The 14,702-nt window shown below is 62.8% G+C and carries 15 protein-coding genes and 1 tRNA gene; 8 read left to right on the top strand and 8 right to left on the bottom strand.

Features of this window, described 5'->3' with window-relative positions; genetic code table 11:
- The first annotated feature begins 6 nt into the window (after positions 1-6).
- Entirely contained in the window at positions 7-741 is a 735-nt protein-coding gene (locus AAFX91_RS19275; protein WP_394567463.1) for a class I SAM-dependent methyltransferase, read from the top strand.
- A gap of 16 nt (positions 742-757) precedes the next feature.
- Here the strand turns inward: AAFX91_RS19275 and AAFX91_RS19270 are convergent, their stop codons facing one another.
- From AAFX91_RS19270 to AAFX91_RS19250, 5 genes are read right to left on the bottom strand one after another with little or no spacing between them, the layout of a single operon-like run.
- Positions 758-1,501 (bottom strand): glycosyltransferase family 2 protein, encoded by a 744-nt coding sequence (locus tag AAFX91_RS19270; RefSeq protein WP_394567462.1) that lies wholly within the window; start codon positions 1,499-1,501, stop codon positions 758-760.
- Positions 1,498-2,583, bottom strand: a complete 1,086-nt coding sequence (locus tag AAFX91_RS19265; protein ID WP_394567461.1) for a radical SAM/SPASM domain-containing protein — start codon at positions 2,581-2,583, stop codon at positions 1,498-1,500. The genes AAFX91_RS19270 and AAFX91_RS19265 overlap by 4 nt, the downstream gene beginning before the upstream one ends.
- Positions 2,580-3,908 (bottom strand): glycosyltransferase 87 family protein, encoded by a 1,329-nt coding sequence (locus tag AAFX91_RS19260; RefSeq protein WP_394567460.1) that lies wholly within the window; start codon positions 3,906-3,908, stop codon positions 2,580-2,582. Before AAFX91_RS19260 ends, AAFX91_RS19265 begins: the two co-directional genes overlap by 4 nt.
- Before the next feature lie 41 nt (positions 3,909-3,949).
- On the bottom strand, positions 3,950-4,654 hold the full coding sequence (locus tag AAFX91_RS19255; protein ID WP_394567459.1) for a TIGR04282 family arsenosugar biosynthesis glycosyltransferase: 705 nt from the start codon (positions 4,652-4,654) through the stop codon (positions 3,950-3,952).
- A complete protein-coding gene (locus AAFX91_RS19250; RefSeq protein ID WP_394567458.1) occupies positions 4,651-5,730 on the bottom strand; it encodes a nucleoside phosphorylase in 1,080 nt (359 codons plus the stop codon). The genes AAFX91_RS19255 and AAFX91_RS19250 overlap by 4 nt, the downstream gene beginning before the upstream one ends.
- 22 nt (positions 5,731-5,752) lie before the next feature.
- On the opposite strand from AAFX91_RS19250, the gene AAFX91_RS19245 reads away from it, so the two are divergent.
- Positions 5,753-6,898: an acyl-CoA dehydrogenase family protein gene (locus AAFX91_RS19245; RefSeq protein ID WP_130580190.1), complete on the top strand. Its 1,146-nt coding sequence runs from the start codon at positions 5,753-5,755 to the stop codon at positions 6,896-6,898.
- Between the two features lie 84 nt (positions 6,899-6,982).
- Positions 6,983-7,828, top strand: coding sequence for a phosphate/phosphite/phosphonate ABC transporter substrate-binding protein (locus AAFX91_RS19240; protein ID WP_130580189.1), 846 nt, complete (start codon positions 6,983-6,985; stop codon positions 7,826-7,828).
- Between the two features lie 45 nt (positions 7,829-7,873).
- Here the strand turns inward: AAFX91_RS19240 and AAFX91_RS19235 are convergent, their stop codons facing one another.
- Positions 7,874-8,719 carry a radical SAM protein gene (locus AAFX91_RS19235; protein WP_394567471.1) on the bottom strand — a complete coding sequence of 282 codons (846 nt, stop codon included), beginning with the start codon at positions 8,717-8,719 and terminating at the stop codon, positions 7,874-7,876.
- An 819-nt stretch (positions 8,720-9,538) separates the two neighbouring features.
- Here AAFX91_RS19235 and AAFX91_RS19230 point away from each other — a divergent pair.
- Positions 9,539-9,715: a DUF1883 domain-containing protein gene (locus AAFX91_RS19230; RefSeq protein ID WP_130584309.1), complete on the top strand. Its 177-nt coding sequence runs from the start codon at positions 9,539-9,541 to the stop codon at positions 9,713-9,715.
- Between the two features lie 353 nt (positions 9,716-10,068).
- On the opposite strand, the gene AAFX91_RS19225 is transcribed toward AAFX91_RS19230, so the two are convergent.
- Positions 10,069-10,145: transfer RNA gene (locus AAFX91_RS19225), tRNA-Pro, on the bottom strand.
- A gap of 69 nt (positions 10,146-10,214) precedes the next feature.
- On the opposite strand from AAFX91_RS19225, the gene AAFX91_RS19220 reads away from it, so the two are divergent.
- The 4 genes from AAFX91_RS19220 to AAFX91_RS19205 are packed head-to-tail and all read left to right on the top strand — an operon-like array spanning position 10,215 to position 13,721.
- A complete protein-coding gene (locus AAFX91_RS19220; RefSeq protein ID WP_394567456.1) occupies positions 10,215-11,234 on the top strand; it encodes an L-threonylcarbamoyladenylate synthase in 1,020 nt (339 codons plus the stop codon).
- A gap of 26 nt (positions 11,235-11,260) precedes the next feature.
- Positions 11,261-12,688, top strand: a complete 1,428-nt coding sequence (locus AAFX91_RS19215) for an FAD-binding oxidoreductase (RefSeq protein WP_394567455.1) — start codon at positions 11,261-11,263, stop codon at positions 12,686-12,688.
- A complete protein-coding gene (locus AAFX91_RS19210; RefSeq protein ID WP_282526952.1) occupies positions 12,685-13,143 on the top strand; it encodes a GNAT family acetyltransferase in 459 nt (152 codons plus the stop codon). Before AAFX91_RS19215 ends, AAFX91_RS19210 begins: the two co-directional genes overlap by 4 nt.
- Entirely contained in the window at positions 13,140-13,721 is a 582-nt protein-coding gene (locus AAFX91_RS19205) for an NUDIX domain-containing protein (RefSeq protein ID WP_130584192.1), read from the top strand. The genes AAFX91_RS19210 and AAFX91_RS19205 overlap by 4 nt, the downstream gene beginning before the upstream one ends.
- An 89-nt stretch (positions 13,722-13,810) precedes the next feature.
- Here the strand turns inward: AAFX91_RS19205 and AAFX91_RS19200 are convergent, their stop codons facing one another.
- Positions 13,811-14,572 (bottom strand): SOS response-associated peptidase, encoded by a 762-nt coding sequence (locus AAFX91_RS19200; protein ID WP_394567454.1) that lies wholly within the window; start codon positions 14,570-14,572, stop codon positions 13,811-13,813.
- Positions 14,573-14,702 lie beyond the last annotated feature (130 nt).

Genomic DNA, 14,702 nt, shown 5'->3' with positions numbered 1-14,702 from the left:
GAGCAGATGATGGCATTGACCCGCACAGCGACGCTAGTTGTGGCGCTGGGCGCAACTTGCGCACATGCTGCTGACATTAGTTATCTGGCGCCGCCAGGAGTCCCGGCAAAGGAATTCCCCTCTCCGCAGCGCCCGGTTGCACAGATCGTCGGCCCGAGCCGCGCCTCCGAGGAGCGCCGCGACGCCAGGGATGAGGCCGGCGAGATCGCCCGTCTTCTAGAACTGAAGCCAGGCATGACCGTCGGCGACATTGGTGCAGGCAGCGGCTACCACACGGTCCGGCTGTCGCGCCGCGTCGGCTCGGTGATCGCCCAGGACGTGAGGCGGGATTACCTCATCGCGCTCGCCAAGCGAACGCAACGCTTGAAGCTGACAAACGTCATATTCGCGCTGGGCGAAGCACACGACCCTCGCCTGCCCGCTTCCTCACTGGATGCCGCCATCCTCGTGCACATGTATCACGAGATAAGCCAGCCCTATGCCTTCCTCTACAATCTCGCGCCCGCCCTGAAGCCAGGCGCGCGGGTCGGCATTGTCGACCTCGAGCTTCCGACATCGGAACACGGCACGCCGATCGAACTCCTGCGCTGCGAACTTTCCGCCGTCGGCTATCGCGAGATCGCAAGATATCAGCTCGCAGGCGATGGCGGATACCTGGCAGTGTTTTCGCCACCGGAGCCGGTGGGTCGAAAATCTCCGCGGGATATCATTGCCTGCGAGGATCGCGCTGGCACGCGCTGACAACCGCTCCCAGCAATCATCGTTCACGAGGCGTTCGCAGCTCGAGCGCGAGGCGAACAAACGTCGTCGAAATGGACCAGGCCGCCTTAATGCCGGCGATGAGATTGCCGGAGACCTTCGATACGCCGCCGATCCGGCGCCGCTGCCCGACGGCGATTTCCAGCGCCGGCAGGCGGGCGGCCGCGACGCGCATCAGCATTTCCAGGTTCCAGCCATATGTCTCTTCCTTCATGCCGAGATGCATGAGTTCGTCCCGACGGATGGCGCGAAACGGCGACAGGTCGGTAAAGCTCGCGCCATAGACGAGGCGCAGGAGTATCCTGCCGACATAGGCCGCGAAGAGTTGCTGTGGGGCCAGGCTCCCAGGCTCGCGCGAACCGCGAACGCGCGAGCCGAGAACGAAGACGGCTTGCCCGGCGACAATCGGCGATACCAGATCGGGAATGAATTCAGCAGGATCGCTGCCATCGCCATCGAGGAAGACCACAACGTCGGCATCTTCGCGCGCTTCGGCGATGCCCGCCTGGATCGCGCGGCCGTAGCCGCGCCGGGGCTCGACAATCACGCGAGCTCCCGCGGCTTCCGCTCGTTCAGTCGTACGGTCCTGTGAGCCGCCGTCGACAACGACAACCTCGCTTACATTCTGCGCCAGCACCGCGGTCACGACCTGGCCAATCGCCGTTTCCTCGTCGAGGCACGGAATGACCGCCGAGACGACCGGGTGACGCCGTGCGCCGATCTCATTGGTCACCTCGCTCACAGGCTCCAGCGCAGGCCGCAATTGGCACAGCTTTTCGGCGGCTTGTCTGAAAGGAGCGCCGTACGAAAGTCGCGATACGCAGGCCCGTTCCAGATCTCCCGGAGGGACTGCCGCCTCGCATGGCCGAGCGTATAGTTGTCGTAGCCATGCTGCGAAAACGGCGCGATGCAGCAGGGCAAGGCCCGGCCGTTGGCCGTGAAATACATCAACGACCACGGCCGCCGGCACGGCGACCAAGGCGAACCGTTGCCGCTGCCCTTCAAACTTAGCCCCGGCTCGCTCGCCGCGCCCGATGCGTTGAAGGTTATGCCGAGGGAACGCGCCAGCTCCTCGGCCTGCTTCAGATAGACTGCTTCCTCCTGGGTCAGGCGCTCGAACAGGGCCTGATCCGGACGCGCCTTGCCGATGGCCGCTTCAGTGAAGAACACAAGCCGTTGCAGATAGACTTCCTTGACACCGATCTCGGCTGCAACTTTCACAAATGCCGGGAGTTCCTCAACAGTCTCCTTCAGGCCTGTGAGCCACAGGGAAACCTGCGGTCTGGTGTGCCCCTCTCTTTCCTGCAACTCGCGAAACGCGCGCACGTTGCGGATGATGCGGCCGAAATAATCCCTGCCACGGATCGCCTTGAAGCTCTCGCGGTTTGACGCGTCGAGCGATACACGCAGCTCATCAAGCTCGGCGTCGATCAGCGCACGGCCATTGCGCTCACTGAGGACCGTTCCATTGGTGTTGAACAGGACGTAAGCGCCGCGCTCCTTCAGGTATCTGACCATCCGGGGCAGGTTCGGGACCAGCATCGGCTCGCCGACGCCGTGCAGAACGGCGCGCGCGAGAGTGGGTACCTGATCTACAATCGACGTGAACAGATCCCAGTTCATGTCGGCCGGCGGCTCGAGTTCCTCGTAGGTGCGTGGACACGTGGTGCACAGCAGATTGCAGCGGTTGGTTACTTCCAGATAGAGGCAGACCGGCGGGCGCTGGCCGATCTCGGTACGCTCCGCCGTGACCGACTCGTGATAGCGGCGCGGGTCGAACGGCGCTTGCGTACCTGCCCCCGTCCCTTCGCCGGAGAGGCTCATCGCGATAACCCTTCCTGTGCAATCCGCTGCATGTGGGTCCGTAAGGCAGTAAGAGCCAAAGCCAGCAAGAGACCTCCGAACAGAATCGACTTGGTCACCATTCTTGGAATGTAGAAATCCCAGTCGAGCTGCTCGGACAATAACAGCGCGCCAATCGACACGACCCATGTTGGCGCGGAGCCGCACAGGGCGGCGAACGGCGCGACGATGAGAAAATACCAGGGATAGTTAGGCGACAACAACAGGAGGGTGATGAGTAACAGCATGTTGATGTCGGCGAGACGCGAGGCGACCGTGCGATCAGAGCTGCGGGCCACGGAGAGCCCCTTGAACACCAGGACCAGCGCGGCCAGGACGACGTAGGCGACAACATCACCTTGATGCTCACCAAACACCAGGCGCCAAAGCGACAACAGCCAGAGATCGTTGCCGGCACTGATGCCCTCTTCCGTCAGATAGCCTTTGGTCAGGAATCCGAGAACTCCCCAGCCGACCGACAGATAGGGAAGATAACAAAGCGCGACGGTAGCGATCACGACGAGCGGCATTTTGAGATTCCACGGTCGCCAGATCCCGGCCAGCACGGGCGCGACATACGGTTTCACCAGCATCGAAAACGCGATCAACACGGCTCCGCGGAGAGCGTGACCAGTCAGGGCAATCCACAGGCCCAGCAGCATCAGTGCAACCATCAGCGCGTCGACATGGCCGCTATTGGCAATCTCCCACAGGGGAAGTGGGTGCCAGAGATAGGCGACCACGCGCGTCACCGGGCGGTTCATACGCCGCAGCAGGAGCATGATCATTGTGACGGTGATTGCCTCGCACCCCAGCAGCGCGAAGCGCATCACAGTCACGCTTTCACCGAACCGGGTAACAATGAGGAAGAAGAACTGCGCGACGGGCGGATAGATGGTTACGGCCGTATCAGCCCGGTTGATGTGAGGAAAGATCATCCCGTCGCGCAGAAACGCCAGCGCTTCATCGGCTGGCATATAGCGATAAGGATTGATGCCCGCAGCCTGCACCTTGCCATCCCAGACATAGCGATAAATGTCACTGGACAGAAGCGGATCGAACAGCAGCGCATAGACTCTCAGCGCAATCCCAAGCCCAAAGATAAGCCATAGCGCTCGATCAGGTGGCGCGCGCTCGACCAGGCGTGTCGCTACGATCGTCAGCAGACCTGCGGCGATGGTGAGAGCGATGAAGGCATTGTCGCCATAGGTTTCGAAGGCAAAGGGCGTCACCAGGGTCGAAACGCCCAGGAGGGTGCCGATCCCGGCCAACAGGTGAAGCGGCGGCAAGTTGTTGGCGGAGCGCATCAGCCGACCGAGTTGGACCGCGATAGCTCCTGGCATTGCCGTCACGGGCTTATCTGCGGCGCCGCCTTCATAAAGGCCCGGCTCGCCGCGGCAAAGCCGCCACCACGAAACCGGCTCGAATGGCCGGCCAGTTCGTCCTGCAGCCAACGCAACGTTTCAATATCGTCGACGTCGTACCATTCCGGAAGCAACGTCGTGGCAAGCCCGATTTCGGCAGCGCGCTCGCATGTACTGCGAGCGACCGTCTCTGTTCCCCATGCGATCTGCGTAAACAAGTGCTTGTGCGGATGCTTCAAGCCGATGAGATAGTAGCCACCGTCGCTTGCTGGCCCAAGCACCATCCGGTCTCCGGGTTGGCGCAGCGTTTCAACAGCCTGAGTCAGCAAACGCGGCGGCAGGGTCGGGCTATCACCATTGACGAGCACGACGCAGTCATGTCCGGCAAGCAGGAGAGCGCGCGTAGCGCCAAGCAATACATGCCCTAGATCGTCGCCAGCCTGCAGCAACAGTCCGAACCCTGCCGGAAGCAGCTGCTGCATGATGTCTTCGGCGCCCGCTGGGGCATAGACGCCGTAGCCGCGCCTGCCGAGCGCCTCGGGTACCGCCTCGATTGCTGCCGCGACATCGCGCACGAAGCAGGCGGATAACTCTGACGCTGCAACCTCGCCAATGGCCGTCGCAAGCCGCGTCTTTGAGCGGCCAGGCTGCGGCGCCTTGCAAATGATCCCGAGCGCCGCGATGCTCATCGCAGCCATGACTGCAGGCGAGCGGCGGCGATCGCGATCAATTGAAGCGCGTCATGGCTGCCGTCCGCTTCGCCCTTTTCAAAATCGCCGTCGACACGTCCCATTTGATTTGTCACATGGGCAAAACAGACGACGGACCTTTGTCGGACTTGCGCGAACGCGTAAAGCGCAGCGGCTTCCATTTCGACTGCCATCAGGTTCCGTTCGCGCATTCCGTCGATCGCCGGCTGGGTTTCCCGGAACGGTGCGTCAGTCGTCCAGGTCGCCCCGGTGAGCACCGGCACGGAAAATTCGTCGAAGGCGCCATTGAGCGCCGAGATCAATCCGGCATCAGCATGCGAATAGTCGGACGCCGCCATGTAGTGATAGCTGGTACCTTCGTCGCGCAGCGCGCGTTCGATGGTGATGAAATAAGGCGGCGGGCGTACCGGCACGATCTGTCCGGAGGAGGTGACGCTGATCAGGAGTTTGCAGCCCGATGCGAACATTTCCTCCGCAATCAGCACCGCGAACGAGGCGCCGACGGCGCAGCCGACAATCCCAAAACAAATCCCGCCGCGGCTAAAAGTGTAGAGCTGGGTGTGGTAGCAGGCCCATGCCGGTTCGAGCCGGGCTTCGCCACGAGCGAGCAGGCTACGCACGATGTCGCCATCAGGATCGAGCACGCAGACGTCGGGAATGCTGGAGTCCGTAATCCGCTTTTGCCTGCGCGCTTCGCGCAGCAGATTTTCCGGCGTGAATGCGGACGGCTGCGCGTAATGTTTTTGCGCGAGGATGGGCGGAACCCCGCCATCATTGATCGCCATCGCCAGACAAGCCTTGTCACGCTGTTGCCGGTTATTGGTAGCGTTCTCCCCGGCAGCGGGCAAGCGCCGCCAAGGTCTCGCCGACGTCACAAAAAAATAGATTTCAGGTGATGTAACAAGACGGCTTTGAAGAACGTAATGACGACGCTCTGTACTGGCTGTTGGTAGGCAACGGCCTGCCGAACCCGAAGCTATGTTGATCCGATGGCGCGGGTCGCGTAGCATCGGTCGCAAAGGTAGCGGATCGATATTTTCGAACTTGGTAGCCAATCACTAGCTGTCGAGGATCGTCATGAATCACGAGACCGCAGTTTCGAATGCCAAAGAAATCGCCGATCGCATTCTCGCACCGGCAGCCAGGCAAAACGACAAGGAAGCTCGATTTTCGTCCGAGGCAATCGCGGCGCTTGGTCCGGCCGGATTGCTGGGAGTCATGCTGCCAACTGAGATAGGCGGCTCGGCCCTGGGACCCCGGACCCTGGCTGCCGTCATCGCGACGCTTGCAGAGGCGGACGCGTCCGTCGCGATGGTTTACTTGATGCACATGAGTGCTACCGCAATGATTGCGGCGGCCCGTCCGGGTGCCACGGTCGCTCAGACGCTCAAAGACATTTCGGCCGGAAAACACCTGACCACCCTGGCATTCAGCGAAGCTGGATCACGCAGCCACTTCTGGGCACCCGTCTCGCGAGCGAAGCGAAACGCTGACAACGCGCGCCTCACGGCCAAGAAATCATGGGTGACCAGCGCCGGCCATGCGCAAAGCTACGTTGTTTCGGCGCTCGCCCCTGAAGGCATGAGTCCAACGGATTCAACCCTTTATCTTGTCGCCAGTAGCACACCCGGACTGTCGGTCGCCGGCCCGTGGGATGGTCTTGGGTTGCGCGCCAACGCTTCCGCGCCGATGACCCTTGATGATTGCGAGGTCGCAGCTGGTTTCCAGCTGACCGACGATGGCGCAGGGTTCAAGGCAATGCTGGAGGTCGTGCTTCCGCTATTCAACCTCGGAGCGTCGGCGGTCGCGCTTGGTCTTTGCCGGGCCGCGCTGGCGGGGACCGCGGCGCATCTCAATGGCGCTCGCTTCGAGCATTTGGGCCAGACCCTCGGCGAAAGCCTGCCGACCCTTCGCGCACAGCTTGCGACAATGCAGATTGACACCGATGGGCTTGCGGCGCGCGTCGACGATCTCGTCGATCATCTTGAGCGCCCCCGAGACACCACCATGCTGCGCGTGCTCGAGAGCAAGGCGGCGGCAGGTGATGTTGCCATCGCCGTTACCTCGGCAGCGATGCGGGTGTGCGGAGGCGCCGCGTTTTCCAAGCATCTGGCCATCGAGCGATTGTTCCGCGACGCCCATGCGGGCGCTGTCATGGCGCCAACAGGCGATGTTCTGCGCGAGTTCATCGGCAAAGCCGTATTGGGAATACCGCTGTTCTGAGCGGGAGAGCGTTGCGCCGCGAGGCAGCGCTCGCATCGCGATCGATCGCATTTGAATATTGAGCCCGAGAAGCGAGATGCAATCATGAACCAGACGATCTGGGTAGGCGCCGTCGCTTATGATCCAAAGGTGGTTGGTATCTGGGAGGGCATGCGGCGCTACTTTCTGGAGGAAGCGGGTCTCCCCGTCGAGGTGGTGCTGTTTCAGAGCTACGAGGCGCAGGTCGCTGCCCTCCTGGCCTCGCCCGGCGATCGGCTGCCGCGCATCGACATCGGATGGAATACGAACCTCGCCTATATCCAGGCCGACGCCTGGAGCGAGCATCGTTGCCGACCGATCGCGATGCGCGATACGGATGTGGGCTGGATGACCAAGATTGTCGCGGTCACCGGTGGGGCCGTCGCTACCCTCGCTGATCTCAAGAGCCGCACCCTGGCGCTCGGTAGCCGCGACAGCGGTCACGCGGCAATCCTCCCGGTTTACTTTCTGCAGCGCGAGGGACTGGTTGAGGTGAAAGACTACCGAACCCTGCGCTTCAATAGCGACGTCGGGAAACACGGAGACACGGGTACGAGCGAGTCCGAGGTCGTTCGTGCGGTCCTCGACGGCCGCGCCGATGCCGGCGCAATTGGCAGCCCATTCTGGAACGCTGTGCGCAACGAGCGTCTCGTACCGGAAGGCGCGCTGACCGAGATCTGGACCTCGCCACCCTACAATCACTGCATGTTCACGGCGCGGTCGGATCTGGACCCCGCCTTGGAGCAGCAGTTTGCCAAAGCTCTGTTCGGGATGAACTTCGACAACCCGGCCCATCGTCCTGTGCTCGAAGCGGAAGGGTTGCGCGAATGGATAGCGCCGCAGCTTGAAGCATACGGTGAGTTGCGGGAAGCCTCCGCGCAACAAGGCTTCTTAACGCGGCCTTTGACCTAGCGGCCGACCCAAAACCCGATACAGCTCTAAGCGCAGTCTGCGCCTTCAGGCGCAATTGAAGATCGTTGCCAACCGGCGCTGATGCTCAGATTCGAGATCGAAGGCACGGCGTACAGCCGCGAACGATTCAGCGAGTGGAAAGATTTCGCGGCTGACCAGCAGATCGTTGTCCTCGGCTCCGACCGGATGCCAAAAGACGCCTTCCGCCGTAATCGTCACCTCGGGAACCAAGTCTGCCCTTGCCAAGGCGATGCCCTGCGTGGCGGAACCTCGCAGGGCAATCCGCCTGATCACCCGGTTCTCCTCGCTAACGTGATGGGCGTCAAGGAAGCTGCGGAACTCCTCGGCCTCCGCATCCGTCGACAGCGTCGCCGCCAATCGCACGCGGAATCCTTCAGCCCGGGCGCGCTCGATTCCCTGCCACGCGCGCGCCCATGTCCCATTTCCACGATGGCTCTCGTGGCGCTCCGGCGTGGGGCTGTCGAGGCTAATCTGCAAGGTTACGCGCTCGCGCGGCAACGCACGCAGCGTTTCGAGCCGACTTCCGGCAAACAGCATGCCGTTGGTGAGGACCGTAGTAGGCGCCGCCGCAGCACATGCGGTGAGGATCTCGCCAATATCCGGCAGCATGAACGGCTCACCGCCGGTGACAAAAATCTCGCTCACGCCGAGTTCCCTGGCCTCGATCGCGATCCTGCGCACCCGCTGGACGCCTAGCGCGCGCCGCGGAGCCTTGGGTGACGAGCGCACGCAGCAATAGTCGCAGCTGAGGTTGCAATCGAAGTTGGTGTAAAGCCATAGTCGAGAGCCGACAGGCCGATCTTCTCCTACATTCTCGGGGGGCCTCTCCGTACCGAAGCACCCATCGCGTGCGACCGTCTTCGACCGCAGTGTCGACCAAACTGTTGCGGGTGAAGCGACACCATGCCTCGAGATCGGAGCCGATGTTCGGATCGCTGCTGATCACGGCGACGAGATCGCCCTTACGGCTGCGGCGTAGCGCAGCGATCAAATCCGGCAGGAGGCCCGAGGCAAATGTCTTACTGCCGGCGTCGAGCTCGACGTTCGCATTCGTCTTCATGCGTAAATCCATGGTCCTCCAGACGTTCAACGTCTACCGCACCAGTTTCGCACCAGAAACGATCTCAACAGAACGCAATGAACACGAGTAATCTCGGACGAAAATGCAGGAAAATCAACGATCGCGTTCCTTATCCTGTCGCTCATAACGGTGTGGTTGCAGTCGATCGATAGAAGATCGCATGCAGAGTAGCAGGGGCGGGCAAACTCGTCCGGGAGATCCGGCCACGATGCGCGGGTTAGGAAAGCAGCGCCCATGAGATTAAGGATGGTCGTTGTCTAACCGGGTATCATCTAAGGCCGGCTGGAGCCGCGCCCGGCGGAAACGGCGGAAACATTGGCCGTTGCGAAATATGCGGTGCGCGTCGGTCAAGGAGAGCTTAAATTGAAGGTCGGCGGGTAATTTCGCAATCAGCCGGTCGCACGTCTGGCGGCTCTGATCAATGCTCCCGTCACATTAAGCCTCATACGCATCAAGTCCTCGCTGACCCCGTAAACCTCGGAGGCTTTAGCGACAGGCAAACTCATGCGAGCAATGTGCTTCGCCGCCTCCTCGGAAACCAACAATGCTGGCCCCAGCCAATTTGCCTCTTCCTCGATTACTGGATCGTAGTGTCGCGATCCCTCATTATGGATAGCTCAAATTTTGCCAACTACCGTCAAGGTGGCCAGCATCGCTACTTCGGTGGGCGCGCGACGCGGTCTCCATTTCGCCTGCAAGTGCCCAGCGCCGGCCGCTGGCACGTCGCTGTAGATCTCGAAGGATACAGCGGAAGTGTGCAGGCCGGTGTTCGCATACTGAGCTGAGTTGAGTAGACGCGATGCTTCTCGTCACGCACGATATTAGGGATTTCCCGGCCGACCATGCTGGTATCCGCGCTTCTTACAAGTTGTGAGAGAGCACCGTGTCGAATCTGGCTCCGGTTCGTGTGGCACTGCCAGCCAAAGGGGCCGGGCGCGGCCCCGTGGAAGGCGGCCGGGTTCCTCGGGATGTCCGTCGAAGTCCTACTCGATACCTACGGCCATCTTCATCCGGACTTCTTGCGCGACGCAGCCAGGCAATCACGTCGAAACCAAAGCAGAACGTCGTATCTGGGGTTATTTCCGGGGTTGGCTTGGCTGCCTGTCGTGAAAAAAAGACGAAAAGCATAGGAATTTCATGGTCGGAGTGGCAGGATTCGAACCTGCGACCCCTGCGTCCCGAACGCAGTGCTCTACCGGGCTGAGCCACACTCCGACTGAGAACGCGGCTTATAGCGTCGGGTTGGGGCGACCGCAAGCAGCGCATTCGAGGATTCTAGTCACAGTGGAAACCAGCCTGAAAACCCGGATCCTGCCGGCCGGAACCGCCGGGACCGCGGCGGCCGCCGGCGTACTCGTGAGAGGCGGCCTGGTGGCGTTCCCGACCGAGACCGTCTACGGGCTCGGCGCCGACGCCACCAATGCGACCGCGATCGCCCACCTCTACCAGGCCAAGGGACGGCCGGCCTTCAATCCCCTGATCGCGCATGTCGGCGATCTCGCCGCCGCGCGCCGGATTGCCCGATTCGATGCGGTGGCGACCGCTTTGGCGGAAGCATTCTGGCCGGGGCCGCTGACGCTGGTGCTGCCAAAAACGGAAGGTTGCCCGGTGGCGGAGCTCGCCACGGCGGGGCTCGATACCGTCGCGGTGCGCGTGCCCGCCCACGCCATCGCCCACGACATCCTGCGCGCCCTCGGCCGGCCGGTGGTGGCGCCTTCCGCCAATCTCTCCGGCCATGTCTCGCCGACCACAGCGGCGCATGTCGCAAGCGACCTTTCGGGGCGCATCGACCTGATCGTCGATGGCGGCCCGGTCGAGGTTGGGGTCGAATCAACCATCGTCGGCTGCTTCGAGCGCGCGACGCTGTTGCGGCCGGGCGGGCTGCCGCGCGCGGAGATCGAGCGCGTGCTCGGCCACAGGCTCGACCAACTTCCGGCGGACGCCGAAAGCGACAACGGCCAGCCGCTCGCGCCGGGCGACGGCGGCAGGCCGCTCGCGCCGGGCATGCTTGCCTCCCACTACGCCCCGCACACGCGCGTGCGACTCAATGCTGACAGGATCGAGCCCGGAGAGGCGCTTCTGGCGTTTGGGCCCTTGAGCATATCGGGGGTTGATTCGGCGGCCGCCGTGATGAATCTGTCCCCTGGCGGCGATCTTGCCGAGGCCGCCGCCAATCTGTTCGGCTATCTCCGCGCGCTCGACACCAGGGCCGCGCGTGCGATCGCGGTGATGCCCATTCCGGGTGAAGGTCTGGGCGAAGCCATCAACGACCGGCTGCGCCGCGCAGCCGTGGGCCGCGAATGAAGGCGGCCGGAGTGAAAGAGACCGGGATGAACATCGCAGAACCGCCCGCGCCGCAGCTTCCGCCGGAACTGATCGACAAGTTCCGCGCCATTGTCGGCGACAAATATGCGGTGACTGACGCCACCGACATTGCGCCCTACCTCGTCGAGGAGCGCAACCTGTTCCAGGGACGCTCGCCGCTGGTGCTACGCCCAGGCTCGACCGCGGAAGTCGCCGCGATCTGCAAGCTTGCGTCGGCGCATCGCATCGCGCTGGTGCCACAGGGCGGCAATACCGGCCTGGTCGGCGGGCAGACGCCGCATCATGGCGAGGTCGTGATCTCGCTGAGGCGGATGGACAAGATCCGCGAGATCGATACCGCCTCCAACACCATGACCTGCGAAGCCGGCGTGGTGCTGCAGGTGGCGCAGCGGCGCGCAAGTGACGTCGACCGGCTGTTTCCGCTCTCGCTCGGCGCCGAGGGAAGCTGCACCATCGGCGGCAACCTCTCGACCAATGCCGGCGGCACCGCTGCATTGGCGTATGGCGTGGCGCGCGAGATGGCGCTGGGGCTCGAAGTGGTGCTTGCCGACGGGCGCGTGCTCAACGCGCTGTCGAAACTGAAAAAGGACAATACCGGCTATGACCTGCGCAATCTCTTCATTGGCGCGGAGGGCACGCTTGGCATCATCACCGCGGCGACCCTGAAGCTGTTTCCGAAGCCGCGCGCAATCGAGACCGCCGTTGTCGGGCTGAAATCGCCGGCGGATGCCTTGAAGTTGCTGTCGATCTCGCAAACCGAAGCCGCCGGCAGCCTCACCAGCTTCGAGCTGCTCGCCGACATCGCGGTGGATTTCTCGATCCGCCACGGCATCGACATCCGCGATCCGCTTACGAGCAAGCACCCCTGGTATGTGCTGATGGAGCTTTCCTCGCCGCGCGACGATGCGCGCGATACGCTGGAAGTCATCCTCGCCGAGGGCATGGAAGACGGCATCGTCGACGACGCCGTGATCGCGGCGAATTTGAGCCAGCGCCAGGGGTTCTGGAAATTGCGCGACGAGATGTCGGCGGCGCAGAAGCCGGAGGGAGGCTCGATCAAGCACGATATCTCGGTGCCGGTCGCCGCGGTCCCGGCCTTTATCGAGGAGGCCAATGCGGCGGTGGTCAAGCTGATCCCCGGCGCGCGGCCGGTGCCGTTCGGCCATCTCGGCGACGGCAACATCCACTACAATGTCAGCCAGCCGATCGGCGCCGACAGCGCGGACTTCCTCAGCCGCTGGCATGAGGTCAACGCTGTCGTGTTCGACATCGTGCTGCGGATGGGCGGCTCGATCTCGGCCGAGCACGGCATCGGCGTGCTCAAGCGCGATGAATTGCCCGACGTCAAGGACAAGGTCGCGATCGAACTGATGCACAGCATCAAGGCGATGCTCGATCCGCTCGGCATCATGAATCCCGGAAAAGTGCTGTGAACGTCGTCCCCCCACCCCCCGTCGCCGCGCTCGCCATCGCGCCGATGTCCGACAGCGACGTCACTGATGTCGTCGCACTCTGGCAACGCTGCGGCCTGACGCGACCATGGAACGATCCGGTCGCCGACATCGCGCTGGCGCGACGCGGGCCGAATTCGGACATCCTGGTCGGCCGCGACAATGGGGTGATCGTCGCATCCGCCATGGTCGGCCATGAGGGCCATCGCGGCTGGGTCTATTACGTCGCGGTCGATCCTGACAGGCAGGGAGCAGGCTTCGGCCGGGTGATCATGCGCGCAGCGGAGGACTGGCTCCGGGCGGCCGGCATTGCAAAACTGCAATTGCTGGTGCGGCGGGAAAACGCCAAGGTCGGCGCGTTCTACCAGTCGATCGGCTATGAGGAGCAACAGCTTCTGGTCTTCTCCAGATGGATCGACGGGCGCACGCCGGCATGAGCATCTCCGACCGTGTCCGCATCAAGGACGAGCGCGTGCTCTCCGATGAGCACTACGTACTGAAGTCGGTGACCTTCGACTACCGCCGCAGCGACGGCGCCTGGCAGACGCTGAGCCGCGAGGTGTTCGACCGCGGCAATGCCGCGACGCTGCTGCCCTACAATCTCGCCGCGCGCAGCGTGGTGCTGGTGCGGCAATTCCGCCTGCCGCCCTTCCTCAACGGCCACGATGATTTCATGATCGAGGCGGCCGCGGGCATGCTGGACGATGAAACCCCGGAGAACCGGATTCGGCTCGAAGCGGAAGAAGAGACCGGCTACCGGCTTCATCACGTCCACAAGGTGTTCGAGGCCTATATGAGCCCGGGCTCGGTGACGGAGAAACTGCATTTCTTCGTCGCCGAATATGATTCCTCGATGCGGGTCGGCGACGGCGGCGGCCTCGCACACGAGGGCGAGGACATCGAGGTGCTGGAACTGTCGATCGATGAAGCGCTCGCGATGATCGCAGACGGCCGCATCGTCGACGCCAAGACCATCATGCTCGTGCAATACGCGGCGCTGAATATTTTCAAGTGAAGTTGTAGGGTGGGCAAAGCGCAGCGTGCCCCCCATTAAGCACTCCGCTCGGGATGGTGGGCACGCTGCGCTTTGCCCACCCTACGACATCAAAACAACGATCCCTGCCCGTCGTCTTCCACCGTCGGCGGCGCCTTGCGTGGTGCCGGCCGCTTCGGCTTTTGCGGCTCGGCGGCGCGCTCCTCGTCCGTGATCGGCAGCAGCAATTGCGCATCGTCATTGGCGGCGGGGTTGACCCGCGTCGAAACCTCATGCCAGGCGAATTCGCCGACCGCCGGGCCCTTCAAGAGCGGCATCGCCAACAAGACCTCGTCGTTGCGGCAATCGAGCCAGTGCTCGAAGGCCTCGGGCGAAATCGTCACGGGTACGCGGGGATGCAATCTCGCCAGATCGGCGCTCGCCGGCGCAGTGATGATCGCAACCGTATCGACCTCCTCGCCGTTCGGACCCATCCAGGTCTCCGCCAGCGCGGCGAAGCCGACCGGCTGCTGGTCGCGGCGATAGATGAAATAGGGCCGCTTGCGGCCGCCCTCGTCGTGCCATTCATAATAGCCGTCGGCCGGGATCAGCGAGCGGCGGCGCCGAATCGCGTTCTTGAAGGCGGGCTTTTGCAGCACCGTCTCCGAGCGGGCGTTGAACAATAGGCCGACTTGGCGGGGATCCTTGACCCAGGCGGGCACCAGGCCCCAGCGCATCAGCCGAAAATGCCGTCCGCCGTTCTCCAAGATCACCACGGGAACGGGTTGGGTCGGCGCAATATTGTGCCGCGGCGGGAAGTTGGGCTGCTCAAGGTAGCCAAAGAGCAGCCTGATTGCCTCCGGCGGTGAGGTGATGACGAAGCGTCCGCACATAATCCGGGAAAAATAGGTACTCGTTCAGGACCTTTTAACCGCCCCTGTCAAACACTAGTGGTCTATCACAGTGATTTTGACTCTTTGGGGGTGGCTGGATAGGCGCGGCCGAGTTTGGCGCGAGCTTTGT

It is taken from the genome of Bradyrhizobium sp. 31Argb (assembly GCF_043638955.1).
Taxonomy (GTDB): Bacteria; Pseudomonadota; Alphaproteobacteria; order Rhizobiales; family Xanthobacteraceae; genus Bradyrhizobium.
This window is presented reverse-complemented; position numbering and strand designations above follow the sequence as displayed.